This window comes from Photobacterium satsumensis, assembly GCF_050336935.1.
In the GTDB taxonomy this organism is placed as follows: Bacteria; Pseudomonadota; Gammaproteobacteria; order Enterobacterales; family Vibrionaceae; genus Photobacterium; species Photobacterium satsumensis.
The window spans coordinates 37922-63948 of record NZ_JAKJSK010000008.1 but is presented as its reverse complement, the minus strand read 5'-3'; the positions used below and the strand labels follow the sequence as shown (position 1 = coordinate 63948).

Genomic DNA, 26027 nt, shown 5'->3' with positions numbered 1-26027 from the left:
GTGAGATCCCGTTATGGATACGGTCAATACGCACTTTAAGTGGGAGGAAGCCACAGGAGCTGCGAAATATATTGCCGATCGCCATTACGAGGGACTATTAGAAGGGCGGTTTTACCGCTCTTCTTGCCCTCGCGGGCGGATCAAATCGGTAACTCTTCCAACACTGCCTGATGGCTATCATATTTTTGGCGCAGATGATGTCCCTGGACAAAATGTGCTGCCGATTGTCGAAATCGACTGGCCAGCTTTTGCTGATAAAGAAGTACGGTTTGTTGGTCAGGTGATCTACCTGGTTGTCGGGCCTGATCCCGATGTTGTTGATTCACTGCTCGATGAAATTGAAATCGATTATGAGCCTCTGGCTCCAGCCTATACCATTGAGCAATCCAAGGCGCTGAAAGACGGTGCCATCCACGCGACTGACAATGTATTGGATACCCATGCGCTGACAAAAGGGGATATCCAAGCCGGTTTTGCCAATGCGGTCACCATTATCGAAGAGACCTGCTCGACCGGCTATCAGGAGCATATCTATCTCGAAACCCAAGGGGCCGTTTGCTATCCGCAAGATGGCAAAGTGGTGCTGGAAGGCTCGATGCAGTGCCCGTGGTATGTCCACCATACGATGGCGGTCGTACTGGGCCATGACAATGTCAGGGCGATTCAGTGTCCAACCGGTGGTGGTTTCGGCGGCAAGGAAGACTTCCCTGATGTGCTAGCAGCGCCATTAGCCGTCGCAGTACAGAAGCTGCAACAGCCAATCAGGCTTATCTTTGAACGCGGGGAGGATATTGCTACCACCTCGAAGCGTCACCCTGTCACTTTTCATTATAAAACCGGTATTGATGCCGATGGCAACATTGTTGCCATGGATATCAAGTTTGACGTTAATGCCGGGGCATACCTGAGCTTGTCGGGCATTGTGTTGCAGCGCTCCATCACGACTGCCACCAATGTGTATGACATTCCCCATGTTCGGGTAGAAGGCCATGCTTGGGCCACCAATACCGTGCCGACGGGGGCATTCCGTGGCTTTGGCTCGCCGCAGAACTGTTTCTGCATGGAAACCCATGTTCATCATGTTGCCAAGACGCTGGGTGTCGATCCGGTTGCTTTCAAGCAGCGGCACATGCTGACCTCGCAATCCTACTCTCTGACGGGGGCCGAGATATTTGGTGAGTTGGTACTGGATGAGATGCTGCAAAAAGTGCTCGATATGTCAGATTATCAGCGCAAATTCACCGAATTTAACCAACTTGAACAAACGCAGCCTGAACGCTGTAAAGGCAAGAAAAAAGGTATCGGCTTGGCGATATTCCAGCACGGCTGTGGCTTTGCCGGTGATTTGGAGGACACGTTGGTCAGGGCCAAGGTCAAACTGCTTAAAGATCCTGACGGTACGGTGCAGATCCTTGCCTCCAATACCGATATCGGCCAAGGTTTGAGCCTGACTTTCCGTAAGATCGTGGCAGATACCCTCAATAAACCGCTGGAATGTGTCCAGATTGCAGTGCCCGATACCGGAGTCGTACCAGATTCTGGCCCGACAGTGGCTTCCCGTTCTATATTGATTGTCGGTTACATCCTCGAAAAAGCAGCGAAAAAGCTTAAAAAGTCGTGGGTAGAAGGGGAATCACAACAGATAGAGGAGGTTTACTGCAAGCCTGATTATCACCAGTGGGATCAGGATACCTATCAAGGTAATGCTTACCAAGCAACCAGCTACGGTGTCAATGTGGTAGAGGTTGAAGTTGATATGGCAACTGGCGAAGCGGACATTACTGGTGCCTGGGCGGTGTATGACATTGGCAAGGCCATCGACGGCACGATATTCAGAGGCCAGATTGAAGGCGGCTTGGTGCAGGCGCTGGGCTATGGCAGCTGTGAAAAATTAGAGCTCACCCAAGATGGCGTCTTTGCCCAGCGTTCGATGGCGGATTATGTGATCCCAACGGCGCTTGATGTTCCAGCTATCGGCAGCAGTCTTGTCGATAACCCGTACCCATATGGACCCAATGGTGCCAAAGGCGGCGGTGAACTGACCCACAACGGCGGTGCGGCAGCATTTGTCGCGGCGGTTGAAAATGCCATCGGTGTTCCTTTGTCATCGATCCCGGCGACACCTGAGAAGGTTTGTGAGGCGCTTGCTGGTGGCAATACGAATCAGCTCAAGATAAGTAATGCTGGCAAAGGAGAGCCTGTCAATGAAGATTGAATTTTATCTCAATAGCCACCTTGTCGTTGTCGACGTCGAACCGATGCAGTCACTGCTCCATACCTTGCGTGGCACAATGAGTCATACCGCGACCAAAGAAGGTTGCGGGGAAGGGGAGTGCGGCGCATGCTCTGTACTGTTTAATGGACGATTGGTCAATGCTTGCATGATGCCTATCGGCCAAGTTCAGGGCGGTGATGTGATGACCCTTGAAGGCTTGCGCCAGACTGAAAAGGGGCAGTGTGTGATCAATGCTCTGCTGGAAGCCAAAGGGGTGCAGTGCGGATTCTGTACACCGGGAATGGTATTGGCGCTTTATGCCTTGCTTGAAGCGGATCCTAACCCTACTGAGCATGCTATTCGCACGGCTATTTCGGGTAACCTGTGCCGCTGTACAGGCTACGGCATGATTGTTGAAGCAGCCAAGATCGCAGCGCAGAAAGGAGAAGGCTTATGGTAAATATCTATCGGCCAGAGTCTTTGGCACAAGCACTCGATACCTTGTCGATGGGCGAGCTAATGCTGTTCTCCGGTGGTACGGACTTGATGGTGCAGCATGGCGTGAGGGCGGGGATGTCGCCAAGGTTTGAACAAGATGTCCTGTTTGTCGATGCCATCGAGGAGCTGCAATATATTACTGCTTCTGAACATGAGCAGGCCCTGTATATCGGGGCTGGGGTCGTACTGGCTGATATCGAGCAGCACCCTCTGGTGCCATCGGTATTACGCCAAAGCGTTGCTAAAATCGCCGCGCCAGCGTTGCGAAATCGTGCCACTTTGGCTGGCAATATTTGTAATGCTTCACCTGCGGCTGACTCTCTGCCTGCCTTGTATTTGCTTGATGTCCGCGTTGTGTTGTCATCAATCAGAGGGCAGAGGGAAATGCGGCTGGAAGACTTCATCTTGGCACCTCGGGTAACAGCCTTGAAGCCGGATGAAATGCTCTCTCATATCGTGATACCACAGCAGGATTTACCCGAAGTGTTCTACCACAAGGTCGGTACACGGGCAGCCAATGCGTTGAGCAAGTTATCGGTCGCAGGTTTGGCGCGTATAAAGCGCTTTCCGAAGAAAGCCCCAATACTCGAAGACTGGCGGGTGGCTTTTGGCGCAGTAGGGCCAACAGTGGTGCGCAGCCGCGAGCTGGAGTCCTTGGTTATCGGCCAGTCACTGGAAACGCTCGCCAAACCGGGTTTTATTGCTCAAGTCACCGACTGTTATCGCGAGATTATCCGTCCTATAGACGATCAGCGCTCAACGTCAGCTTATCGTCAGCAAGCTTCACTTAATTTACTCACCCGCTGGCTTGAAGGGCTATCAAGCAGCTAACCGTTTTACTCCCATACTTGTATTTACTTTTGTTACCTTTTGGTTGGGGCCGCTAGGCCCCTTTTTTTGATCAAGCACCGAACATGCTTTTGCCTCAAAGTGTGTTTAGTTGTGTGTTCATTGCGATATTAGTTTCCCTCATCATTTCCTGCTTGTTCGTTAGAACGATCAGTGGACTTCACTGTAAACCGATTTACTTGTGCTCATTTAGGGGCTTAGCTATGATGTAGCGCAGTAAATATCCCCGATAATGACTAGAGTTTTGTATGAAAAAGGTACGCATAGTCGATGTTGCGACACATGCGGGAGTGTCTAAGAGCACTGTGTCACAATATCTAAATGGCCGTTATAGCCATATGTCAGAAGAGACCAAACAGAAAATTAAGGCCTCTATCGCTGAGTTGAACTACGTGCCTAACCCTATTGCACGTAGCTTGAAAGCTGAGAAAACCCACACCATCGGCGTGGTGGTACGTGATATAACAGGTTATAACACCAGCCGGGTATTAAGGGGGATCGATGACTATTGCAAGAAGCATAATTACAATGTTTTGATCTATAACAGTGATTTCGATGCTACTGCTGAAAAGGGGGCACTACAGTCACTGAAACAGCTTTGTGTTGATGGCATTATCATCACATCTTCAGGCCACAACTCTGAACTGATAAATGAACTAATGCGTGCAGGGATGCCTGTGGTCCAGTTCCAACTGGAGTACCCTAACTGTCAAAGCCATATCGTTACCTCGGATTACCAAAACGCTGCATTTCAGGCAACGGAGCACTTGATTAAACTCGGTCATAAACGTATTTGCTTTATGGCGCAGGAATTTACCAACTGCTATTCGCGTCGTGAGCGATATCAAGGCTATCTAGACGCGCTGGATAAGCATGACATTGAAGCTGATGATACATTACTACAATATTGGCAACGGGAGAGCGGCTTTGCTAAAGACCCAGTAGAGCTACTGCAAACAGACAATCCACCGACAGCGATATTCAGCCAGCACCTGGCGATTACTACCGATTTGTTGAAAGCGTATAACACCGCTGGTATTGCCATACCGCAACAGGTATCGATAATTGGCTTTGATGAGATCCCAATGGTCGAGCTCTTCAAAGTGCCAGTTTCAGTGATCAAGCAGGATGCCTATAAAATTGGACATGAGACGGCCAAGCTTGCTATTAAGGCAATTAAAGGTGAACTAGATAGCCCTGAACAAAAGGTCGTGGCATGTGAATTTATTGAGCGACAGTCAACTCGCGCGATATAAGCTGCGGCTAACGTAGTAACGCTGAAGACGGAAAACTCAAATCAAGAAAGGTCACCTATTTCTAGGTGACCTTAACTGAAGTACATCGAATACTATGATTAGCTCTGCGTTACTGTCGTACTATCAGGCTGCTGTAGCGATTTTCGCTTTAGCATCCAGCCAATAGCAAAAACAGCCAAGGCACAGAGTAAGAAGATCATCCGTCCCCAGAGCGGGTTAGGGATTAACATCATTGCTAGCAGGCCAACCCCCATCGTCATAACCATCGAGCCTAATTTATGTCGCTGCTCAGCGTCCACTTGGTCGTAGTCCGCTTCAGAAACGATTGGTGTCTCGATATCAGCAAAGAAGTTGTCGGTTTCTTGTTTCATCGCATCTTTCTCTTCGCGGTAGAACAGAGATGAACCGATGAAAAAACTGGAAGTGATCAATAAGTGGGCTGCGATTGTTGCAGCAATTCGGATTTCACTTGCTTCACGACGGGTTAGCTCCTCAATGCCGAACCAACCAGCAATCATATCAGCGCTGATTACGTTACTCATCATCCAGGAGACAGCCATACCTACTAGTACGGTAGCCCACGGCGCCCAGCTAGGCGTACGCTTGATCAGCATACCGAAGAAGAGTGGTATCAACAGCGGTACCTGCAACATGGTAGAAACCGACATCATCAGCTCAAATAAACTCATATCCTTCAATGAGCTAAAGAACAGTGCAACAAAGATAACGAGAATACCACTCGCCATACTCATCACCTTACCGACCTGCAATAGGTGGGTATCGCTCATCTGCTTACCTTTACCAAAATAAGGTTGGTAGAGGCTGCGGACAAAAATACCAGAGTTACGGTTTAGCGCCGAGTCCATCGTCGACATAGTGGCAGCAAACAGACCGGCTAACAGCAGACCTACAGTACCGACGGGCATGGTGTTCTTTGCCATCACTAGGTAGACTGCATCGGCAGCCTTTGCACCCAGTTGTGGATACTCAGCTGTTGCATCCGGGTAGAGGATTGCCGCTGCCCAAGGTGGAATAAACCAGATAATACTCCCCAAGCCCATCAGTACCGTTGCCAGCAGTGCTGCTTTACGGGCGTGAGATGAGTCTTTGGCGTTAAGGAAACGATAGGAGTCTTGCATATTGTTTATGCTCTGTAGCTGCTTGACCACAAAGAAAAAGAAAGCACAAACCAACAGCAATGGGTAATTCATCTCTGGCCCCATCACAAAACTCGTTGGGAACTCGGTCACTATGGTCGAAGGACCACCTACCGCGATCAGAGCTACAATAGCACACGCGACAGAGACAATCGCAACTACCAGAGTCTGGATGAAGTCTGAGGCAACGACACCCCAAGCCCCAGATATCACCGAGACCAATAGCACTGCCAGCCCTGTCAACACGATAGTGGTATATAGGTCTGAGTTAAATACCGCACTCGCAAACACACCGAGGGCATTCAGTGAAACCCCTGCATTTATAAAGCTGAAGATAATCAGGGTCCAAGAGAAGAACTTCTCATTATGTGTACCGAAGCGACGGCGTACACCTTCAGTCGGGGTATCGACTCGCATTTGACGGAAACGGTGTGAGAAGTAGAGATAGCCGACAAAATAGGCGATGGCGTTGGCTAGGAAGACCATAGTAACGGTAAAACCATCGTTAAACGCCTTACCAGCTGCACCAGTAAAGGTCCAGGCTGAAAATTGAGTCATAAAGGCGGTCGAGCCCACCATCCACCATAGCATCTTACCGCCTCCACGGAAGTAATCACTAGTAGAACGATTTGCAAGGCGTTTAAAGGCAAAGCCGATGCCGACAATCAGGGCAAAATAGCCGAGGATTACAAGGTATTCGTATATCATCTGTCTAACTTTCCTAATGGGTACAGTCAGGCCAATTTTCTGCCTGCGCTCTCTGGCAGGCAGATAAATTAACAAGTCAGTTGTTATCACTTAGATAGGAGCAAGGATTACCAGTGCCACAAAGTGCCATCTTCCAGACGACTCACTGGCAGGTATGAACGTTTGTACTCATACTTGGCAGCTTCCTCTTCATCGAATTCAACCCCTAGCCCAGGTGCATCACTTACCATGATCATGCCGTTCTCGAGCTTCATTTCGTGCTTGAAGATCTTCTGTGAAGCCTCGTTACCAAAGCCAACAAACTCTTGGACACCGTAGTTGTGAGTTGAAATATTGAGGTGCATATGTGCTGCAAAACAGATAGGTGATAAGTCCGGCGCACCGTGTGGGGCGGTGCGAACATTGTAGATAGCGGCAAAGTCAGCGATCTTCTTCATACCAGTGATCCCTCCCGCGTGAGTGGCAGCCGCGCGAATGTAGTCAATCAGCTGGTTTTGAATCAAGTCTTTACAATCCCAGATGGTATTGTAGGTCTCACCCAGTGCTAGAGGAGTTGTAGTATGGTGGCGAATTAACTTGTAGTTATCCTGGTTCTCCGCAATAGAGGCATCTTCGAGGAACAGCAGATTGTAAGGTTCCAGCATCTTGCCCAACTTCGCCGACTCAATAGGTGTTAAGCGACTGTGAACATCGTGGCAGAATTGGGCGCGGTTACCAAAACGCGCTTTCGCTTTGGCAAATAGCTCAGGCACCAGATCAAAGTACTTAGTAGTAGACCACTCCTGCTCTGGCGGTAATGGGCGGTTTCCCTGTAGTTCAAAGTAATCTTTACGATCACCCAGTACACCGTAGGTTTCACTCAGTCCCGGGATAGCGGTCTGCAGTCGGATCGCCTTAAAGCCCTGTTCAATGTACTGTTCTGCAATATCAAGAGTATCTTCGATGGTTTCACCATTTGCATGGGCATAGAGCGTAACACCAGTACGACATTTTCCCCCCAAGAGCTGATAAACCGGCAGGTTTGCAACCTTACCTTTAATATCCCACAGTGCCATATCGATCGCTGCGATGGCAGCCATGTTGATTGGACCACGACGCCAGTACACCCCCATATAGAGGTACTGCCAGATGTCTTCAATCTGGTGTGGGTCACGTCCAATTAAACAAGGTCTTACATGCTCTGTTAGATAGCTTGCCACTGCCATCTCACGACCGTTTACAGTAGCGTCCCCAAGGCCATAGACCCCCTCATCAGTGATCACTTTGACCGTGACAAAGTTACGGCCAGGGTTAGTCACATACACTTTAATATCTTCAATTTTCATAACATCTCTCTATAAATCGGGAATACGCTACAAATAAACATAAGCATTCCAGTAAATCGGTTTGGTAAATCGGTTTACTAATTATGTTCAATGATCATAAGGGTAAAAGTCAAACCGGTTAGTGAGATCTGAGCGACATTTTTGAAATGTTTTCCAAAATTCATGGAAAAGAAGAGAGAGGAAGTAGGGGGTAAACTGCTTAAGAGTTTGGGGAATCCCTCGGTAACCGTCTATCGGCAGTAAGTTTCACTTAATTTACTCACCCGCTAGCTTGAAGGGCTATCAAGCAGCTAACCGTTTTACTCCCATACTTGTATTTACTTTTGTTACCTTTTGGTTGGGGCCGCTAGGCCCCTTTTTTTGGCTGTTTAGTTCAACACCGATATCATTTCACTAGATCTGTCGGTTTTTAACATTACGGAGCCAACCCCCACGTAACCTTGGTCAGTTGTCCCACGAACCAATCAAACGCTTTGCCCTCTTGTCCTTTGTGCCATGCGATTAGGATATCTTGGTTCGGCCTTGGGATTGCGCATTGCTTTTCAATTAACGTTCCTCGATCCAATGACTCTTGGGCAATGTGTCTTGGTAGAAAGCCTACGCCTAGCCCTTTCTTTTGTGCCTTCAGCTTGGATTGCATGGTATTGACTCGGAGCACTTGCTTGCTGATAAACATTCCTGTGTCACGAGCAGGAAGTAACTGAGAAGTATCGGACACTACGACGGCTGGGTACTGGCGCAGACAATCTGCATCGATAACAGGCTCATAATCAGCTAAAGGGTGATCGGGAGATACAGCAAAGACAAAAGAGATCTCACCAATTTTGCAGGTATGAAAAGCCCCTTTGGGTAATTCGCCCGTTGCACCAATCACGATATCAGCACGTCGACTGTGTAAGGCATCCCACCCACCGCCTAGTGCTTCAACACCTAATAATACATCGACATTATGTTCAAGCCGATTGAATTGCCCGACCAAATCCAAGATTGGTTCTTCGGGGATAATAGTGTCGCGAGCAATGCGAATTTCTCGTTCCCAGCCGGAATCTAATTGATGTACCGAATCCACCAGTCGGTTGGTGGCCAGTAGAATTTCTCGACCATGTTCTAAGACCAGTTTTCCTGCTGGCGTCAGCTGCGCTCTTTGTTTCGATCTGTCAAAAAGCGCTATCTGCATTTCATCTTCCAGCTTTTTGATGGTGTAAGTCAGCGCCGATGGCACCTTATAGAGCGATACTGCCGCTGCGGCAAAACTTCCTTTTTTATCAATGGCATCAAGAGCCCGTAAAGCCTCAATTGTGATGGCGTTATGCATGTAAAATCCTTTATTCAAAATATTTGAACTAACTCTTCAAATCATTCCGATTTTCTCTTCAATTTAACACACCTAAACTGACTATCAACGGCTGAGGGGAATGCAATGGCATCGCCTCACGCGGATTGAAAAAATTTGAGGAAATAATCATGAAAGTACTAATTAAAAAACTAGCACAATCAAACGCGGGCTTCGGCGCACTGGCTCTACGCGTTCCAGTTGGCATCATCTTTATCGCGCATGGCGCTCAAAAACTGTTTGGGTGGTTTGGTGGTTACGGCCTTGAAGGAACAGGGCAGTGGATGGCGTCGATTGGCCTTGGCCCTGGCATGTTAATGGCACTCTTAGCGGGTAGCGCAGAATTCTTTGGCGGTCTATTTATCCTGCTAGGTTTACTGACTCGCCCTACCGCTATCGCTCTGGCTTTCACTATGGTCGTTGCCATCTTTAGTGTTCACTTTGAAAACGGCTTATTTATGTCGAATAACGGCTACGAGTTTGGACTAGCACTTTTGGCTGCAAGCGTTTCGCTGGCTTTCTCTGGTGCAGGCAAAGCAGCACTTGATGAAGCTCTCGTGAAAAGATTGGCTTAAGTTATCTGTTAACTGGAGGAATTCACTATGATCACACTACGCCCCGCAAACGATCGTGGCCGCGTAAATTTCGGTTGGTTAGACAGCAAGCACACCTTCTCATTTGGTAGCTACTACGATGCCGAGCACATGGGTTTCTCAGCACTACGAGTGATTAACGATGACTCGGTAAAACCTGGGGCTGGCTTTGATACTCACGGTCACCGCGATATGGAAATCGTTAGCTATGTGCTTGAAGGCACTATTGAGCATAAAGACAGCGAAGGTAACATTCAAAGCCTACCTGCGGGTGAGTTTCAGCTAATGTCAGCTGGTAAGGGTATTTACCATAGTGAGTACAATGGTTCACAACGTGAAACGTTGAAGTTCCTTCAGATTTGGATTGAGCCAAACACCTTTGGCAACAAGCCAGGCTATCAACAAAAAGACTTTGGTAAACAAGCAGGGCTGACTGCAATAGCCACGCCAGACGGCCGCGATGGCACGCTGCATCTCAAGCAAGATGCATCGCTACACCAGTTAATCTTAGAACCAAGGCAGAGTGTGGCTTTTGATATCGAGGGTGATAGAAAAGTGTATGTTCACCAAGTAGTCGGCATATTATCTATCGACGGTGTCGATTTAGAAGCTGGCGATGGCGCTAAGATTGAACAACAAAGCAAGATCACTTTAGTGAATAGCCAAACTGAAACGGTCACGGCTCTACTCTTCGATTTGCCCTAGTACCAGATTATCTGATGAAAAATGGAGGCAGCCGTTTGGCTGCCTTTTTTGTTTCTAGGCACTTTTTATTATTGGATGATAATGTGTTGGTGTTGAACGTCTAACGTACTTTTGCCCCAAACTTTGCTACGAAGCTTCGGAGTAATCATAATTACTTTCTTATGCTCAAGCTGATAACAACATGAATAAATTTTCACTCTGCTAGTGACTCACCCTGAAGACCTACAAATAGTTACAATAATTCAATGGCTTAACAAGGAGTATGCTTGTATAAGCATATCTTTCATTTTTAAAACAAATAATACATGGAAGTACATGATGAATAAGGAATTAATTGCTATTACAGCAGCATCAACTATTTTAGCGGGTTGTGCAAGCACACAAACTCATGATGAGATTTTATACTCAAACCAATTCCAACACACTCATTCTGAATCTCACAGTGATGCCATGAATGTAATGATGATGGCATACGATATTGAGCCAAAGAACCCGAACAACCTTGATGAATTTACAGGTGATTATCACAGTCGTTTAGCGCGCAGAAGTAACGTTACAGGTAGTGCTTTTACAGCTATGAGCTTGCTAGGCGGAGCTGGATTAGGAAGCAGTTTATTAACTGGCGCAGTCCACTCACCTACCGACCAAATGGTAACCCCGATTAAATATCACTCTGTTGTTCGTGTTTTACCAATGTCATCACAACGAGAGCTAGAGCAAGTGAGAAAGCAAAACAGAAGAGATGTTCTTCAATCATTGAAAGTTTCTTTAGATAGCTTAGGTTATAGTACAACACACTATCAGCATAACCTTTCAAGATATATGAATGGTATGTCTGGTTCATATTCTGAAAGCATGGATATACTCGTCCGAAATGACCTAGAGCAATGCGTTGATTTTCACAATAAATTGTCTGATGGTAGTTTTAAGAATTCAGATATTATTCGAAGCACTCAACAGCGTAATTTATTTTTCTCATGCTCTATAATCGTTGAAGATACAGGCTCTCGAATTGTTAACTTATACGATTCATCTACTAATGAGGCAAAGCCTCACTTTGTGTGGACTAATTGGACGTTCCTTGATGTTTCTGGTGCCTGGCATGTTGAAGCATATAATGCTCTATCTATGGATAGTAACACTTACCTTTATTCTCCGTCTTTCTACTGGTTAACCTCACGTAATAACTGGGCTCAAGTTGATGTGGAAACAATGGACCGAGCAATTGAGCATGGCGTGATAACTCCAACTCCTCGATTAAAAGTATTAGATGGTTCTAACACAGTTATACCATTTTCGCTTGATGAAGCTTAGCTCTAATTAAAGTATTAACGGTTGCCTCATATGTGTAAGGGGCAACCTGCACATTCGACTGTTTAACCGCGTGTAACTTATGTAGATAGCTACTAGTAAGGTATTTTTGCAATACCTGAGATAATTCACCTTTTGCTAATTTAGCAATATTATTGACTCAGAAATGCCCCAAAGTTTGTTACACAACTGCTGGGTAATCAAAACTAAATATTATGCTTTAACTGATTTTCCCTTGATTCAATCCTCACTCCATTAAATAAAACAGGTGACCCACCTTAAAAATCTACAAATAGTTACAATAACTCAATAGCTTACTGATCATTACGCACGTATAAGCATATCAATTGTTTTTTGATAACTAATAATATATGGAAGTACATGATGTATAAGACATTAATTGCTATTACAGTAGCATCTACTTTTTTATCAGGTTGTGTCAGCGTACAGAACTATGATGATGCTATCACTTCTACAAACTACAGTTACTCACCATCTGAAACTCATAGCCAAGCTATGAATACGATGATGATGGCTTATAATATTGAACCTAAAAATCCAAACAACTTGGATGAGTTTACTGGTGATTATCACAAACGTTTAGCTAATCGTAGTAACTTAACAGGTGGAGCCTTCACAGCTATGAGCTTGTTGGGAGGTGCCGGGCTTGGAAGTAGCTTGTTTAGTGGTGTTATTCACTCTCCAACTGACAAGATGTACTTTGAAGTTCGCAATCATTCTTTGATTAGAGTGCATACATTAAACTCAATTGAAGAGCTTCCTGATATTGTAAAAAACAATCGAGAGGAAGTTGTTAGCTCGGTTAAGGATGCACTCAAAGCTCTCGATTATGATGTCACTCATTACAGATATGGCTTTGAATTGTACTTGCGCAAAGCCAAAGCTAGATACGTTGATGAAGTTGATCTTTTCGTAAGAAACGACTTAGAGCATTGTCAAACATACCATGCACAAATTAATGATGGCTCACTAACTGCCAATGTTGTGTTCAATAACGTAAGAGAGCGCGATAAGTTCCTTTCTTGTACCATAAAGTTAAGTGAATCATCTTCTAGGTTGGTTGTTGATGGCCAAACAGGGCAATTAAACTATGTTTGGTCGGTACTGCGCCCTCACAACGTTAATGATTCATGGCATGTTGAGACATACAATGCTATGTCTTTAGATGACAAAACCTATTTATATTCCCCTTCATTTCTATGGCTTAATGCTCGTAATCATTGGGCTGAAGTAGATGTAGAAACAATGGATCGAGCAATTGAGCATGGTGTAATAACTCCAACACCTCGATTAAAAGTGTTAGATGGTTCTAACAAAATTATACCGTTTTCGCTTGATGAAGCTTAACTCCAATTAAAGCCTTCAGAGATTGCCTCATATTGGTATGAGGCAATCTACAGTATTCAACTTCTGACCGTTTATTACCTATCCAAGTTACTAGTAAGGTCTTTTTGTCATGCAAGAGCTAATTTAGTGATATCACTAACTCAGAACTGTTCATCTTCGAGCCAACCCATGCCTGCCTGATTTATGCCCCAAAGTGAGTTTAAAAGCTAAAGGCTAGTCATAACTTATTCTTGTGTATTGGTTGCAAGGCTTATGCACGCCCTACACGGTGATAGGGAAACCTATAAATCTCCTTAAAGCCCTAAAGTTTTATAGATAGTTACAATAATTCAATCGCTTATAATCTCATGTGCATGTATAAGCTTATGTCTAATAATTAATTATTGAAAATACATGGAAGTGCATGATGAAAAAGACATTTATTGCTATTACTGCTGCTTCGGCCATTTTGACGGGTTGTGCTAGCGTACAAAATTATGATGAAGTTTTAAATGTAAATACATACTCATATGTCAGTTCTGCTGAACATAGTGACGCTATGAATCTTATGATGAAGGCTTTCGATGTAGAGCCTAAGAATCCGAATAATCTTGATGAGTTCACTGGAGATTACCACAGCCGATTAGCCCGCCGCAGTAACGTAACAGGTGGTGCATTTTCCGCAATGAGTCTTATCGGTGGTGCTGGTTTAGGAACCAGTTTATTAACGGGGGCTATCCACTCGCCTACAGATCAAATGCAGTTTCATGTTAAGTTTCACTGGATGTTCCGTGTACTGCCAGTTGAATCCCATGAATCACTACCAATGGTAGTTGCAAATAATAGAGATGACGTGGTCAGTTCAGTAAGATCTACACTTGATGACCTTGGTTATGATACTACTCACTATAAACACACTTTAGACCTATTTTTAGGTACTAATAAATATTCAGATGAGTCTGATTTTTTTGTTCGAAATGATTTACCCCAATGTGAAGTAATTCATCAGCAAGTATCCAACGGTTCACTAACTTACATGGATACTGTTAGAAGCACAAAAGAAAGCCATCTTTTTAACACCTGTGCTTTTTACCTAAATGATTCAGAATCGCGGCTGGTATATCAGCATAACGACGAAGACAATAGTCAAGCTCAAATGTACTATGTATGGGCAGCACGTCCTTTCCACATAGTTAATAGTGCGTGGCATATTGAAACTTTTAATGCACTAGCACTCGATGATAAAACCTTCTTGTATACACCGTCTTATTACTGGCTACCATCACGTAACAGCTGGGCTGAAGTTGATGTGGATACAATGGACAGTGCTATTGAACACGGTGTAATCTCTCCTACACCTAGACTTAAAGTATTGGATGGTACTGGCTCAGAACTACCATTTGGACTTAATGATGAGGTTTAACTGCTAAGTTAATTGAAAATATGCGCTTCATGAAATTGCGAGGCGCATATTTTGCCATTCTAGCAAGTTCTGGCATTGTTCCGTAATCTACAGCTATTGCAAATACTATAACTCGGAAGTGTTCAGGGCTGTCTTAGCTTGGACATTATGTGCTTTTTCCTGCAACCCTGATTGACCAACAACACTGTAATGGAGGTCGTTATGAGGAAGCAGACATCAAAGAGATGTAGTGGAGTAAAAAACCATTTAAGTTAGAGGAAATCTGGCGGTTCAGAACCCGTTTAGAAATAGAAAATGATCTGATGCAGCTTGCGCTACTTAACCTGGCTATAGTCAGTAAATTGCGAGCTAGCGATCTACTCCAACTTCATGTTTACGACGTAGCTTCACAAGGTGTGATTTATGATCGTGTTCAATGCGTTCAGCAGAAAACGGGGACTGACGTTCATTATGAGATCACACCAAAAACACAGCAAAGTATCAGTCGTTTTATTCATTCATTCTCTCTTGAAGCAAACAGTTATCTCTTTCCTAGCGCCCGCAGAAAGGGGCAGTCTATAAGCTACTCGTATTATCGCTCAATCATCAGATGCTGGGCTGGTAAGCTAGGCCTGAATCCTGATTATTATGGGACGCACTCCATGCGTCGTACAAAAGCCACACTCATTTATGCCAGGACGAAGAACACTAGGGCAGTGCAAATATTGTTGGGCCACTCGAAGTTGGATAACACAATTCGCTATCTTGGTGTTGAGTTAGAAGATGATTTGAGGCTTTCGGAGCAAACTGAATGCTAAGTGGGTTTTTCAGGCTTCTTGATACCTTAAGAAGCCTTTGCCCCTTTCCTTCTTAGCGGCTCATGTTCGACATCTTACCTCAACCGCCATTTCCCCTAGCACAGCTTATAAATAGGTAGGCACCAAAAAGCACTTAAACACACATTTGACACTGATTTTATACGACTCTATTCGCGTTTAACGTTGGTAATATTCCAGAATTTATCTTCATTGAAAATTAACCATATATTTCAATGGTTTTTCATGGTAACGACCAGTGATATGATATCATTTTCTTAACGGGCATAGAGTTATGGGGCATGCATTTCTACGACAAGGGCTAACAGCTCTTGCTAATACAGTAAACCAAGACCCTAATGGTTGGTTTCAGGGACATATTGGTGCTTCAGTGATTGCGGGTACTTTTCTTTTAGACTCTGGTGATCTTAACGCTGAAACCCGAGAAGCCCTCCTTATTCGTCTAAATACAATTGTTGAGCAACACCCTGAATTTTTTCGTGAACTACCTGATAGTCTATTAATTTCCCCTCACTCATTGATCGCGCAATTAGACCAATGCGCAAACAGCCTGAGTCGCTCAGGCCATGGAGTGATATACGGTACTCTTACCTTGAAAACCATTACTGAGGCCCCCGAGCTTGCGCAAGAATCCATATTGAATGCAGTTATTCAACTGATGGAAAATACTAAGCAAGACAAGTGGGATCGCTACTACGGTATTAGGGATTACCGCCAATATCTTAGTGAAACAAAATACTCAGATATCACTATTGAACAGGCGTGCGAAAAAGCCATCTATATGAGTGGTCAAAACGTTTTCCTAGATTCCGATGACCACTTCTTCACTGGCGAAAAAATCCACGGTATTACACATGCTCAGGCCGTAATGGAGCTAAAGCGACTCGGATTTGATGAGTTAGCACATAAAGCAGTAAAACAGGTCTTATTACAACTTGATTTGAATGAAAAACATCCTTCAGTAGGGCTGTCACAACCCAAGCCTAAGGAATTTGATCTTAACCTTCCAGAGCTGTGGTCTGAAGGGTTTACTGAGTTTCATCAGATTAAGTTAGCCTACAGTGCAAATGAAATCTTTAAGGGGCTTGGGGACTCCAGTGTAAGGCCGTCAGCTTTGGCCTCTCTTTGGGGGGCGGTCAATCTAATGACCTAAGTCAATGTGCCCCTGATGGCAAATAAAATCTCGCCATCATAGGGCCGCCTCAAGAATGCACGACAAATCTTGCTCTCCTTCTGAAAAACGCTGGTTTCCTTCAAGTGTAGTGGATGAGTAAATTTGACCACATGAATAGATGTTTGCAAAACCTGAATTAATTCGTGAAATACTAATTTAGCAAACTCACTGATACGGAATTGTCCAAAAGTGAGTTAGTACTGTCGGCTCTAGCTTTGTCGGCTCTAGCTCACTTATACCTCAAACGTGCCCAATCAAAAATTGATAGTTGAGTGAGCTGGCTACTCAATTCAATGATGCTGTGAGTACATGGAATTGTTTGAAACCAATCGACAGTCCGTCTATATCCTGTCTCTATCAATATGATAGCACTGTCAATTAAGATGTTTACTTGACGACTGCAAGCACGTCTCTGAACGAATTATCTCCTAACTATCAATGACTTTTCGACATTTAGCGCCAGTGATCTGCCAAGAAAATTGATAAAAGTGTAATCGTTGTCATCTTTGTTTTAGCGGAATAGAACTTGCTGTGAGAGGGAGTACAGGAAGGCTTTACAGGTAGTAAATAACAGTTCTGTTGCTTCATAAAGTAAGGAGTACTTTTATGGCAGGTAATACAGTAGTTTTAATGATTGTTGTGGGATATTTGTTTTTTTTAATTGGAATAGGCATTTATTCATCAAAGAAAATTGGTGACTCAGAAGATTTTCTGGTTGCAGGAAGAAGGCTTGGACCTTTTTTGATTGCTGGTACTTTGGCGGCGACTGAAATAGGTGGTGGCTCGTCATTAGGGGTGGTCGAAAAGGCCTATGGTGAATGGGGTTTCTCTGCGTTGTGGTATGTTGCGACGATGGGGGTGACATTTACCATCATAGCGTTGGTGGCACCGATGCTAAGGCGGGCAATGGTAAAAACCATCCCTGAGTTTTTCCGAAAGCGATATGACAAACCGTCGGCGCTTTTCACCTCGGTGATTATGATATTACCCCTGATTGGCTTAACGGCAGTACAGTTCATTGCCTCGGGTGTCATTCTATCTGTCATTATGGACTGGGACTACACAACATCCGTTATTGTCATCTCTTGCGTTGTCATCATTTATTCCATGTTGGGTGGTTTATGGTCCGTCTCATTAACTGACTTCACCCAGATGCTAATGATTGTGTTCGGCATGCTTGCTGTCGTGCCTTTTTCACTTGATCTTGTCGGGGGCTGGGATGTTGTTGTTGCCAATACAAGTTCCGAGAGGTTGTCATTTACCCAAGGGATCGGTGTACCCACTATTGTGAGCCTCATATTAATTTACGCCGCTTCTTTTATTTGCGGTCAGGAGGTGACTCAACGCTTATACGCGGCCAAAAATGGTCGGACTGCTTTGGTAGGTAGTTTGCTAACAGCATTGGTGTTTTTTGCTTTTGCTATGATTCCAGCAGCGCTTGGAATCATTGCTCGAACTATGGTTGATTTGGGTATGATAGATGGCTCTGCCATCGTGGAAAATGGTGCGCGCTACGCCCTCCCAACCTTAGCCGTACAAGTGATGCCACCAGTATTGGTTGGGCTTTTATTTGCGGGGATTTCTTCGGCGACGATGTCATCGGCTTCATCTGACTTATTGGGTGCTGGGTCTATTTTTGCCAATGATATTTACAAGGTCTACGTCAATCCCGATGCTGATCAGGCGACGCTGCTGAAAGTGGCACGGTTGACCATACTTGCGATTGGTCTTTTTTCTATTGCCGTCGCTGTGCTAAATACCGGCGCCATTATTTCAATATTGATGTTCTCGTTTAGTCTTCGGGCAGGGGGGACATTAGTTCCTTATTTACTTGGCCATTATTATCAAAAAGGCAGTAAGCAAGGTACTTGGGTATCATTAGGACTAGGCACATTGGGTATTCTTGCCGTGAAATATGAATGGGTAAATTTCTTTGGATTAGATGGTATCTTCCTTGGTTTGTTACTCAGTGCTGTTGGGTATTTCTTGTTCAGCTATATATATCCTAATACAAAACCTATCTCAGACTATAGAGTTGAGCAGCCTGAAGAGTCGGTTGAAGATACTGAGAAGGTTAGCCAACATACAACCAAACACTCCTAATAGCGATTTAAGGCATTCGTGATAAAAAATAATGTTCTAGCCATTGAAGGGGGAAGTTAAGTCTTCTCCCTTATCTAATTAGCTGTATTCTTTACACCGATATTGCTGTCACCTCCACCAATATCATTTTGATAGCCCAAGATATTGTTTTGATATCGTCTTTCCACTTAGTGATACCCGTTATTATCTAGTTGATAAAGCAGGGGATTATTCGGCATGAAAAAAGTGACATGTGTCCCGACGGTGATCCCACTTTTGATGAAAATCCCGACTGCGCTCACGAATCTTTGTCTTAGCCGATCCGTTTCAGCAGTTTGGCGTGTTTGTTGCCTTTTAAGTATTCAAGACATCAATAACGTTCCGTAAAAGCCATTAGGTCGAACGCATGGTGCAGGAATAACAATGAGAATGCGAAAAGGCAAATAACATGATTGAACAATATCTAACGCCTGATACCCCTGCTCAGGCACTTGAATTCAAGCAGCAGCATGGCAGTGAAGCCATCTGGTTTGCAGGCGGATCCAAAATCAATGCAGCACCAACCAAAACCGACAAAACTGTTGCTATTTCTTTGGGCAAACTGAATCTCTCCCATATCGAGCAGCATGGCGATAGCTTGCATATCGGTGCAATGTGCCACATTCAGCAACTGATAGACCACGAACTGGTCCCGGTGGCGTTGAAACAATCTGCAGCCTTTATCTACTCCCGTCACATCCGTAACCAGGCCACTTTGGGCGGTGAAATTGCCGCACGCCAGCCAGAAGCTTTGCTGGTGCCAAGCTTGATTGCCCTGAAAGCCAAATTGAAGCTGGCTAACGGCCAAGAAGTCGATGTTGAAGATTACATCAATAGTGAAGAGCGCGAGCTTATCGCTACCATCATTATCCCAGACAGAAACCTGACTTGTATCGGTTACAACATTGCCCGCTCAGCGGCAGGGTTAGCGATTGTGACTGCTGCGGTATCCATTGATAAGCAAGGGAATAAAGTGATAGCGCTTGATGGCGTGTCACCGTTGCATCAAGGTGCTGCCCGCCCGGTACGCCTTCGTGATGTTGAAGCGCAAGATTTGAAAGGGGAGCTGCTAGAGCAAGCAGTTGCCGATGCCATTTACCCGGAAGCCGATATCCGCGGCAGTGTGGAGTACAAGCGATATATCGCAGGCGTTGTAATCACGGATTTGATGGCTGAATGTCAGCACTTGGTAGAGGAAGCATAATCATGACGATTCAATTTACCTTAAATGGCCGCCCTCAATCTTTGGATTGCCGTCTTGGTGAAAATGTTCAGACATTGCTTCACTCTATGGGCTATCACTCGGTTCGCAACAGTGATGATGGCTGGGGATATGCTGGATCCGATGTGATCTTGCTCAATGGTGAACTGATCAATGCCTCACTATTGATTGCCGCCCAGCTTGAAGGTGCGGAAGTGAAAACCGCGGAGTCTTTGGGTGAGTGGAACCAATTGAGCTTGGTTCAACAGGCGATGATCGATGTGGGTGTGGTGCAATCTGGCTACAACGATCCAGCACTGGCGTTGATCTTGACTGAAATGCTGGAGCGTATTCCACAGCCGAACCGCGATGAAATAGATGATGCGCTATCAGGCTTGTTTAGCCGCGATGCCGGTTATCAGCAGTTCTATGAAGTGGTCGAGTTGGCGGTGAAACGCCTTGGCGATCCTGCCTATACCCAGCAATTTGCCCCAGAATTCCGCGATGACTTGGCTGTGGTCGGCAAGAACTGTCCGAAGATTGACTCGGCGAAGATGGTGCAGGCCAAGCCTTGTTATGTTGAAGACCGCATCCCAGCCAATGCTTGTGTTATCAAGATGCTGAGAAGCCCGCATGCCCATGCATGGATCAAGCATCTGGATGTTTCCAAAGCCGAAGCGCTGCCAGGCGTGGTATCGGTGATCACCCATAAGAACTGTCCAGATATTCCTTACACGCCAGGTGGCCAGAGTGCCCCTGAGCCGTCACCGCTCGATCGTCGCATGTTCGGCCAGAAACTGCGCCATGTGGGTGACCGCGTTGCCGCAGTAGTGGCCGAATCGGTGGAAATTGCCGAGCAGGCATTGAAGCTTATCGCCGTCGAGTACGATGTGCTTGAACCTGTGATGAGTATTGATGAGGCGATGGCTGCCAATGCCCCAATCATTCACAATGAGCCTATCGAGTACGGTGTCGGTGCGCCGGATGACTTGGAAGAGCAGAACCGTCATGCCGATCCGCGTGAAGGTAAGCTGATTGTGAACTTCCCGATTGGTTGCTTCCCGCGCAAGAACATTGCCGCCAGTGTTCGCGGTCATATCGGTGATCTCGACAAGGGCTTTGCCGAAGCCGATGTGATCATCGAGCGTACTTACGAGTCGAAGCAGGTCCAGCAATTACCGGTTGAAACCCATATCTGTTATAGCTACATGGATGGCGACCGCATCGTGATGCACGATTCGACTCAGGTGCCTTGGCACGTACGCCGTCAGGTTGCCAAAATCCTTGATGTGAAGCAGAACAAAGTACACATCGTCAAAGAGCGTGTTGGTGGTGGATACGGCTCGAAGCAAGATATCTTATTGGAAGATGTGTGTGCGTGGGCAACTTGGACCACAGGCCGTCCGGTGTATTTCCATCATACCCGTGAAGAAGAATTCATCTGTAACTCGACCCGCCACGTTGCCAAAGTGACGGTTAAACTCGGCGCTAAGAAAGACGGTACGTTGACCGCGATTGATATGGACTTCCGTGCCAATACCGGCCCTTACGGTAACCACGCGTTGACGGTACCTTCAAACGGCCCTGCTTTGTCACTGCCACTGTACCCGTGTGACAACGTCGACTTCAGGGTAACGACGTACTACTCCAACATTTGTCCAACTGGAGCCTATCAGGGCTACGGTGCGCCGAAAGGTAACTTTGCCCTAACCATGGCGATGGCCGAAATGGCAGAAGAGCTCGGTATCGACCACCTTGATATGGTTGAGAAGAACCGTGTAGTTGAAGGCCAAGAGCTGAAGATCCTTGCGGCTATCGGTGAAGGTAAAATGCCGACCTGTGCTCCGAAAGTTCACAGCTGTGCACTTGAACCTATTCTGCGCGAAGGCCGCAAACTGATTGAGTGGGATAGCCCGAAACAGGATAGCGGTGAGTGGAGAGTAGGCCGTGGTGTGGCGATTATCCAGCAGAAATCCGGTATTCCAGATATCGATCAGGCTAACTGCCAGATCAAGATGGCATCGGACGGGACCTTCATTGTCCACTCAGGTGCTGCCGATATCGGTACCGGTCTCGATACTGTGATCAGTAAACTGACCGCCGAAGTGCTTTGCTGCCCGATGGATGAAATTACCGTTCACTCTGGTGATACCGACCATGCACCGTTTGATAAGGGCGCCTACGCCTCATCAGGGACTTGTTTCTCTGGTAATGCAGCCAAGCGTGCTGCTGAAGCGATGCGCGAGAAAATCCTTAACTACGGTGCGGAAATGCTGGGTGAGCCAGTTGAAGATGTCACCATCGTCGCGCCGGGCCTTGTAAAAGGTAAGCAAGGTGAGGTGAGCTATTTCGATATTGCCCACAAAGCTGAAAGCGGAACCGGCTGGGGACAATTACTGGCTTCAGGCTGTTTCACTACACCGGAATTTGCTTTCCCATACGGCGCTAACTTCGCCGAAGTGGCGGTCAATACCCGTACTGGTGAAATCCGACTTGATAAGTTCCATGCCTTGCTCGACTGCGGTACCCCGGTTAACCCGGATTTGGCCCTTGGTCAGATTTATGGTGCCAGCATGCGAGCCATCGGCCACAGCTTATTTGAAGAGCTGATTTACGATGAGCAAGGTGTGCCTGTGACCCGTGATTTGAAGAGCTATGGCGCGCCGATGATTGGCGATATACCTCGCGACTTCAAAGCGGTGTTGGTACCAAGTGACGATCCGGTTGGCCCTTACGGTGCAAAATCGATTTCTGAAATTGGTGTTAACGGTGCAGCGCCTGCCATAGCCAGTGCGATTCATGATGCATGTGGTGTTTGGATGCGAGACTGGCACTTTACCCCAGAGAAAATTTTACAAGGTCTGAATAAGCTTTAATCAATGCATAAGCGGCTGTTTCCAGGGGATGGGAAATGGCCGTTTTGTTTTTCAGCCACGGTTTACCGGGCTGGTGATATGGCAATTACGCCGTCATGACTTGGCGAGTATCGACTGGTTTCCACTAACTGGAGGCAAGTCAGGGTATCAGCGGGTAGGCAGGCACAGGCTCTGGTAGAGCTTGTTGTAAAGGGCCCAGGAGTTTCTGGCTAGGTTATCGATTCATAGATTACGGATGGAACTGAAATGAAACTGCTTTATAACGTGGAAGACAGGCCTCCTATGGGCGCAGCGATCCTCCTTGCTCTTCAACATATGCTTGCCGCAATGGGGGCGATCATTGCCGTTCCTTTGGTGGTCGGTAGCGCAATTGGCCTACCTACCGATCAAATGGTGATCTTGGTCAATGCTGCCCTGATGGTATCGGGCGTGGTGACTATCATCCAGTGCAAAGGGGTAGGTCCTGTTGGGATCCGGCTCCCGGTGGTGATGGGAACCAGCTTTACCTTTGTCGCCATCTCTATTTCCATTGGGATGGACTCAGGCATTTCCGGGATATTTGGCGCATCACTGATCGGTTCGCTGGTGATGATTATCGGTAGCCGTTTCATGCCACAAATCCGCAAGCTGTTTCCGCCAGTGGTATCCGGCACTGTGGTCGTGTTGATAGGTCTGACAATTTTACCCGTATCTGTCGACTGGTTCGCGGGTGGCTTTGTCGGGCAGGAGCATTACGGTCAAATTAACAACTTGATGCTGGGGTTACTGGTGTTAGTGGTTGTTATCGTCTTGTCGCAGTTGGGAAAAGGGTTGGTCTCTGCCGCCGCCATCGTGATCGGTATGATGGTTGGCTACATTGTAGCGATCTTCATGGGTGTGGTTGACTTTACGCCGGTAAGAGAAGCCAAGTTCTTCTCCTTGCCAGAATTAATACCGTTCGGATTGAGCTTCACCGTCAGTGGCGTTATCGGGATGTCTATCGCTTATCTGGTCACTATCATGGAGTCGACCGGTGACTTCTTGGCCTTGAGTGATGCAACCCATACCAAATTGACCGGGAAGAAACTGTCTAAAGGGATCTTGTGTGACGGTGTTGGTAGTGCCCTTGCCTCTGTATTTGGTGCAACCCCATTTTCATCCTTCAGCCAGAACGTCGGTATTGTATCGATTACCGGTGTAGCCAGCCGCCATGTGGTTGCGGTGACCGGTGTGATCATGTTGATTGCCGGTATGTTCCCGAAACTGGGCGGTATTGTGGTTACGATACCTTCTCCGGTACTCGGGGGAGCTGGACTTGTGATGTTCGCCATGATCATCTCGGCCGGTATCGGCATCCTGTCACGAATTAATTTTACCAAACGCAATATGCTTATCATCGCTGTCGGTGTGGCCTCGGGAATGGCGGTTACCGTTCGTCCTGAAATCTTGACCTATATGCCAGATTCAATGCGCGTCATCCTAGGCTCGGGCATTACTACGGGTTCTTTGGTGGCACTGGGCCTCAATATTGTTTTGGGCATTAACCGTGCTGATGAAGCTGAAAGTGCGAATGAAAAACGTGAAGCGTTGAAAGAGCAAATCAAAGAGTGTGAAGAGTGTGAAAAAGCTCTGGCCGAGGAAGAGGCTGTGCAGTCACGCGAACAACAAGTTTGAGCCCTACAACAGAACGAATTTAATAAAAATAAACGCTGGAAATAACGGTGTCCCTACCACTGACCAGCACAGAAAGATAAGAGGTAATCATGGAATATACCCAATCTATTAAAGCAATTAGAGCGTCTATCATGGATATCGCTAGAGTTGTCGACAAACCGGAAGACATAGAGCAGAACATCCGCTTTATTGAAGATGGTTTGATGTTAGTCGACAACGGGCGTATCGAGTGGATTGGCGAATGGGAGGAGGGTAAAGATAAAATCCCATCGACAGTTCGTATTCGCAGCTACCCTGGCAAGATTGTCATGCCAGGTTTTGTCGATACCCATATCCACTACCCACAGGCCGAAATGGTTGGTGCCTATGGCGAACAACTATTGGAATGGCTGAATAACTACACTTTCCCGACTGAAGCCCGTTATAAAGACAAAGACTACTCTCGCGAAATGTCGAACTTCTTTATCAAGCAGCTATTACGAAACGGTACCACAACCGCCTTGGTGTTTGGCACGGTACACCCTGAATCGGTTGATGCGTTGTTTGAAGAAGCCGAGAAGATAAATATGCGGATGATCGCCGGGAAGGTGATGATGGACCGCAATGCACCGGAGTACCTGCTTGATACCCCAGAAATTGGCTATAACCAAACCAAAGAATTGATAGAGCGTTGGCATAAACGAGGCCGTTTATTGTATGCCATCACGCCGCGTTTTGCGCCGACATCGAGTCCTGAACAGCTAGCCATGGCCGGGCGCCTAAAAGAAGAATATCCAGACACCTATGTTCATACCCATTTATGTGAGAACAAAAATGAAATTGAATGGGTGAAAGAGCTCTATCCTGAGCAAGATGGTTATCTTGATGTCTATCACCACCACGGTTTGACCGGATCAAAGAGTGTGTTTGCCCACTGTATTCACCTTGAAGACGAAGAGTGGGATTGCCTGCAGGACACAGACTCGGCGGTTGCGTTCTGCCCAACGTCGAATCTTTATCTTGGCAGTGGCTTGTTCAAGTTACAGGAAGCCTGGAAACGCAAAGTGAAAGTGGGTATGGGCACAGATATCGGTGCGGGAACAACTTTCAATATGATGCAAACGCTCAATGAAGCCTACAAGGTCATGCAATTACAGCAACACCGCTTGTCGGCATTCGAGGCGTTTTATCTAGCGACGCTAGGTGGGGCGAAAGCACTATCTCTTGATCACCTGATTGGTAACTTCGAGGCAGGAAAAGAGGCTGATTTCGTCATTATCGACCCGTGCTCGACACCATTGCAGCAGCTGCGCTACGACAGTTCTAAAAATCTAGCGGAGAAATTGTTCATGCTAATGACCTTGGGCGATGACCGCAGTATCTACCGAACCTATGTCGATGGCCGCTTAGTATACGAAAGAGGTTAAATTTTACGCAAACGGTTTCGGTGGAAAATAATTTTTTGACAATGCAGGGTGAGTGAAGCGT

General features: G+C 46.2%; 19 protein-coding genes. 16 read left to right on the top strand and 3 right to left on the bottom strand.

What is annotated here, in order from left to right:
* The first annotated feature begins 13 nt into the window (after positions 1 to 13).
* The 4 genes from L4D79_RS16530 to L4D79_RS16515 all read left to right on the top strand — a co-directional run bounded on the left by L4D79_RS16530 (position 14) and on the right by L4D79_RS16515 (position 4818).
* On the top strand, positions 14 to 2215 hold the full coding sequence (locus tag L4D79_RS16530; RefSeq protein ID WP_428652673.1) for a xanthine dehydrogenase family protein molybdopterin-binding subunit: 2202 nt from the start codon (positions 14 to 16) through the stop codon (positions 2213 to 2215).
* Positions 2205 to 2675 carry a (2Fe-2S)-binding protein gene (locus L4D79_RS16525; protein WP_428652672.1) on the top strand — a complete coding sequence of 157 codons (471 nt, stop codon included), beginning with the start codon at positions 2205 to 2207 and terminating at the stop codon, positions 2673 to 2675. Before L4D79_RS16530 ends, L4D79_RS16525 begins: the two co-directional genes overlap by 11 nt.
* Positions 2669 to 3544, top strand: coding sequence for an FAD binding domain-containing protein (locus L4D79_RS16520; RefSeq protein WP_428652671.1), 876 nt, complete (start codon positions 2669 to 2671; stop codon positions 3542 to 3544). Before L4D79_RS16525 ends, L4D79_RS16520 begins: the two co-directional genes overlap by 7 nt.
* A gap of 266 nt (positions 3545 to 3810) precedes the next feature.
* A complete protein-coding gene (locus L4D79_RS16515; protein WP_428652670.1) occupies positions 3811 to 4818 on the top strand; it encodes a LacI family DNA-binding transcriptional regulator in 1008 nt (335 codons plus the stop codon).
* A 98-nt stretch (positions 4819 to 4916) separates the two neighbouring features.
* Here L4D79_RS16515 and L4D79_RS16510 read toward each other — a convergent pair whose 3' ends face one another.
* From L4D79_RS16510 to L4D79_RS16500, 3 genes are all read right to left on the bottom strand, one after another.
* A complete protein-coding gene (locus tag L4D79_RS16510; protein WP_428652669.1) occupies positions 4917 to 6683 on the bottom strand; it encodes a sodium:solute symporter family protein in 1767 nt (588 codons plus the stop codon).
* A 107-nt stretch (positions 6684 to 6790) separates the two neighbouring features.
* Positions 6791 to 8008, bottom strand: coding sequence for a D-mannonate dehydratase ManD (manD, locus tag L4D79_RS16505; RefSeq protein ID WP_428652668.1), 1218 nt, complete (start codon positions 8006 to 8008; stop codon positions 6791 to 6793).
* Positions 8009 to 8423: 415 nt separating this feature from the next.
* A complete protein-coding gene (locus tag L4D79_RS16500) occupies positions 8424 to 9323 on the bottom strand; it encodes a LysR family transcriptional regulator (protein WP_428652667.1) in 900 nt (299 codons plus the stop codon).
* A gap of 149 nt (positions 9324 to 9472) precedes the next feature.
* Here L4D79_RS16500 and L4D79_RS16495 point away from each other — a divergent pair, with 149 nt between their 5' ends.
* The 12 genes from L4D79_RS16495 to guaD all read left to right on the top strand — a co-directional run bounded on the left by L4D79_RS16495 (position 9473) and on the right by guaD (position 25966).
* Positions 9473 to 9916: a DoxX family protein gene (locus tag L4D79_RS16495; RefSeq protein ID WP_428652666.1), complete on the top strand. Its 444-nt coding sequence runs from the start codon at positions 9473 to 9475 to the stop codon at positions 9914 to 9916.
* Positions 9917 to 9943: 27 nt separating this feature from the next.
* Positions 9944 to 10639, top strand: a complete 696-nt coding sequence (locus L4D79_RS16490) for a pirin family protein (protein ID WP_428652665.1) — start codon at positions 9944 to 9946, stop codon at positions 10637 to 10639.
* A gap of 318 nt (positions 10640 to 10957) precedes the next feature.
* The gene (locus L4D79_RS16485) at positions 10958 to 11953 is read left to right on the top strand and encodes a hypothetical protein (protein WP_428652664.1); all 996 of its coding nucleotides are present in this window, start codon (positions 10958 to 10960) and stop codon (positions 11951 to 11953) included.
* A gap of 381 nt (positions 11954 to 12334) precedes the next feature.
* The gene (locus L4D79_RS16480; RefSeq protein WP_428652663.1) at positions 12335 to 13318 is read left to right on the top strand and encodes a hypothetical protein; all 984 of its coding nucleotides are present in this window, start codon (positions 12335 to 12337) and stop codon (positions 13316 to 13318) included.
* 406 nt (positions 13319 to 13724) lie between these two features.
* On the top strand, positions 13725 to 14720 hold the full coding sequence (locus tag L4D79_RS16475; RefSeq protein ID WP_428652662.1) for a hypothetical protein: 996 nt from the start codon (positions 13725 to 13727) through the stop codon (positions 14718 to 14720).
* 260 nt (positions 14721 to 14980) lie between these two features.
* A complete protein-coding gene (locus L4D79_RS16470) occupies positions 14981 to 15517 on the top strand; it encodes a tyrosine-type recombinase/integrase (RefSeq protein WP_428653062.1) in 537 nt (178 codons plus the stop codon).
* Positions 15518 to 15809: 292 nt separating this feature from the next.
* Positions 15810 to 16688: a hypothetical protein gene (locus L4D79_RS16465; RefSeq protein ID WP_428652661.1), complete on the top strand. Its 879-nt coding sequence runs from the start codon at positions 15810 to 15812 to the stop codon at positions 16686 to 16688.
* Positions 16689 to 17315: 627 nt separating this feature from the next.
* Positions 17316 to 18812: a sodium:solute symporter family protein gene (locus L4D79_RS16460; protein ID WP_428652660.1), complete on the top strand. Its 1497-nt coding sequence runs from the start codon at positions 17316 to 17318 to the stop codon at positions 18810 to 18812.
* Positions 18813 to 19239: 427 nt separating this feature from the next.
* The gene (ygfM, locus tag L4D79_RS16455) at positions 19240 to 20034 is read left to right on the top strand and encodes a molybdopterin-dependent oxidoreductase FAD-binding subunit (protein ID WP_428652659.1); all 795 of its coding nucleotides are present in this window, start codon (positions 19240 to 19242) and stop codon (positions 20032 to 20034) included.
* Positions 20035 to 20036: 2 nt separating this feature from the next.
* A complete protein-coding gene (locus L4D79_RS16450) occupies positions 20037 to 22907 on the top strand; it encodes a molybdopterin-dependent oxidoreductase Mo/Fe-S-binding subunit (RefSeq protein ID WP_428652658.1) in 2871 nt (956 codons plus the stop codon).
* A 246-nt stretch (positions 22908 to 23153) separates the two neighbouring features.
* Positions 23154 to 24560, top strand: coding sequence for a nucleobase:cation symporter-2 family protein (locus L4D79_RS16445; RefSeq protein ID WP_428652657.1), 1407 nt, complete (start codon positions 23154 to 23156; stop codon positions 24558 to 24560).
* An 89-nt stretch (positions 24561 to 24649) separates the two neighbouring features.
* Positions 24650 to 25966 carry a guanine deaminase gene (gene guaD / locus L4D79_RS16440; protein WP_428652656.1) on the top strand — a complete coding sequence of 439 codons (1317 nt, stop codon included), beginning with the start codon at positions 24650 to 24652 and terminating at the stop codon, positions 25964 to 25966.
* Positions 25967 to 26027 lie beyond the last annotated feature (61 nt).

Bases quoted from the DNA above. Each gene is read 5' to 3' on its own strand.
- L4D79_RS16485 (WP_428652664.1), top strand. From the start codon at position 10,958: ATGAATAAGGAATTAATTGCTATTACAGCAGCATCAACTATTTTAGCG.
- L4D79_RS16445 (WP_428652657.1), top strand. From the start codon at position 23,154: ATGAAACTGCTTTATAACGTGGAAGACAGGCCTCCTATGGGCGCAGCG.
- manD (WP_428652668.1), bottom strand. From the start codon at position 8,008: ATGAAAATTGAAGATATTAAAGTGTATGTGACTAACCCTGGCCGTAAC.
- L4D79_RS16480 (WP_428652663.1), top strand. From the start codon at position 12,335: ATGTATAAGACATTAATTGCTATTACAGTAGCATCTACTTTTTTATCA.
- L4D79_RS16495 (WP_428652666.1), top strand. From the start codon at position 9,473: ATGAAAGTACTAATTAAAAAACTAGCACAATCAAACGCGGGCTTCGGC.
- L4D79_RS16515 (WP_428652670.1), top strand. From the start codon at position 3,811: ATGAAAAAGGTACGCATAGTCGATGTTGCGACACATGCGGGAGTGTCT.
- guaD (WP_428652656.1), top strand. From the start codon at position 24,650: ATGGAATATACCCAATCTATTAAAGCAATTAGAGCGTCTATCATGGAT.
- L4D79_RS16510 (WP_428652669.1), bottom strand. From the start codon at position 6,683: ATGATATACGAATACCTTGTAATCCTCGGCTATTTTGCCCTGATTGTC.
- L4D79_RS16465 (WP_428652661.1), top strand. From the start codon at position 15,810: ATGGGGCATGCATTTCTACGACAAGGGCTAACAGCTCTTGCTAATACA.
- ygfM (WP_428652659.1), top strand. From the start codon at position 19,240: ATGATTGAACAATATCTAACGCCTGATACCCCTGCTCAGGCACTTGAA.
- L4D79_RS16525 (WP_428652672.1), top strand. From the start codon at position 2,205: ATGAAGATTGAATTTTATCTCAATAGCCACCTTGTCGTTGTCGACGTC.
- L4D79_RS16520 (WP_428652671.1), top strand. From the start codon at position 2,669: ATGGTAAATATCTATCGGCCAGAGTCTTTGGCACAAGCACTCGATACC.
- L4D79_RS16530 (WP_428652673.1), top strand. From the start codon at position 14: ATGGATACGGTCAATACGCACTTTAAGTGGGAGGAAGCCACAGGAGCT.
- L4D79_RS16450 (WP_428652658.1), top strand. From the start codon at position 20,037: ATGACGATTCAATTTACCTTAAATGGCCGCCCTCAATCTTTGGATTGC.
- L4D79_RS16460 (WP_428652660.1), top strand. From the start codon at position 17,316: ATGGCAGGTAATACAGTAGTTTTAATGATTGTTGTGGGATATTTGTTT.
- L4D79_RS16475 (WP_428652662.1), top strand. From the start codon at position 13,725: ATGAAAAAGACATTTATTGCTATTACTGCTGCTTCGGCCATTTTGACG.
- L4D79_RS16490 (WP_428652665.1), top strand. From the start codon at position 9,944: ATGATCACACTACGCCCCGCAAACGATCGTGGCCGCGTAAATTTCGGT.
- L4D79_RS16500 (WP_428652667.1), bottom strand. From the start codon at position 9,323: ATGCATAACGCCATCACAATTGAGGCTTTACGGGCTCTTGATGCCATT.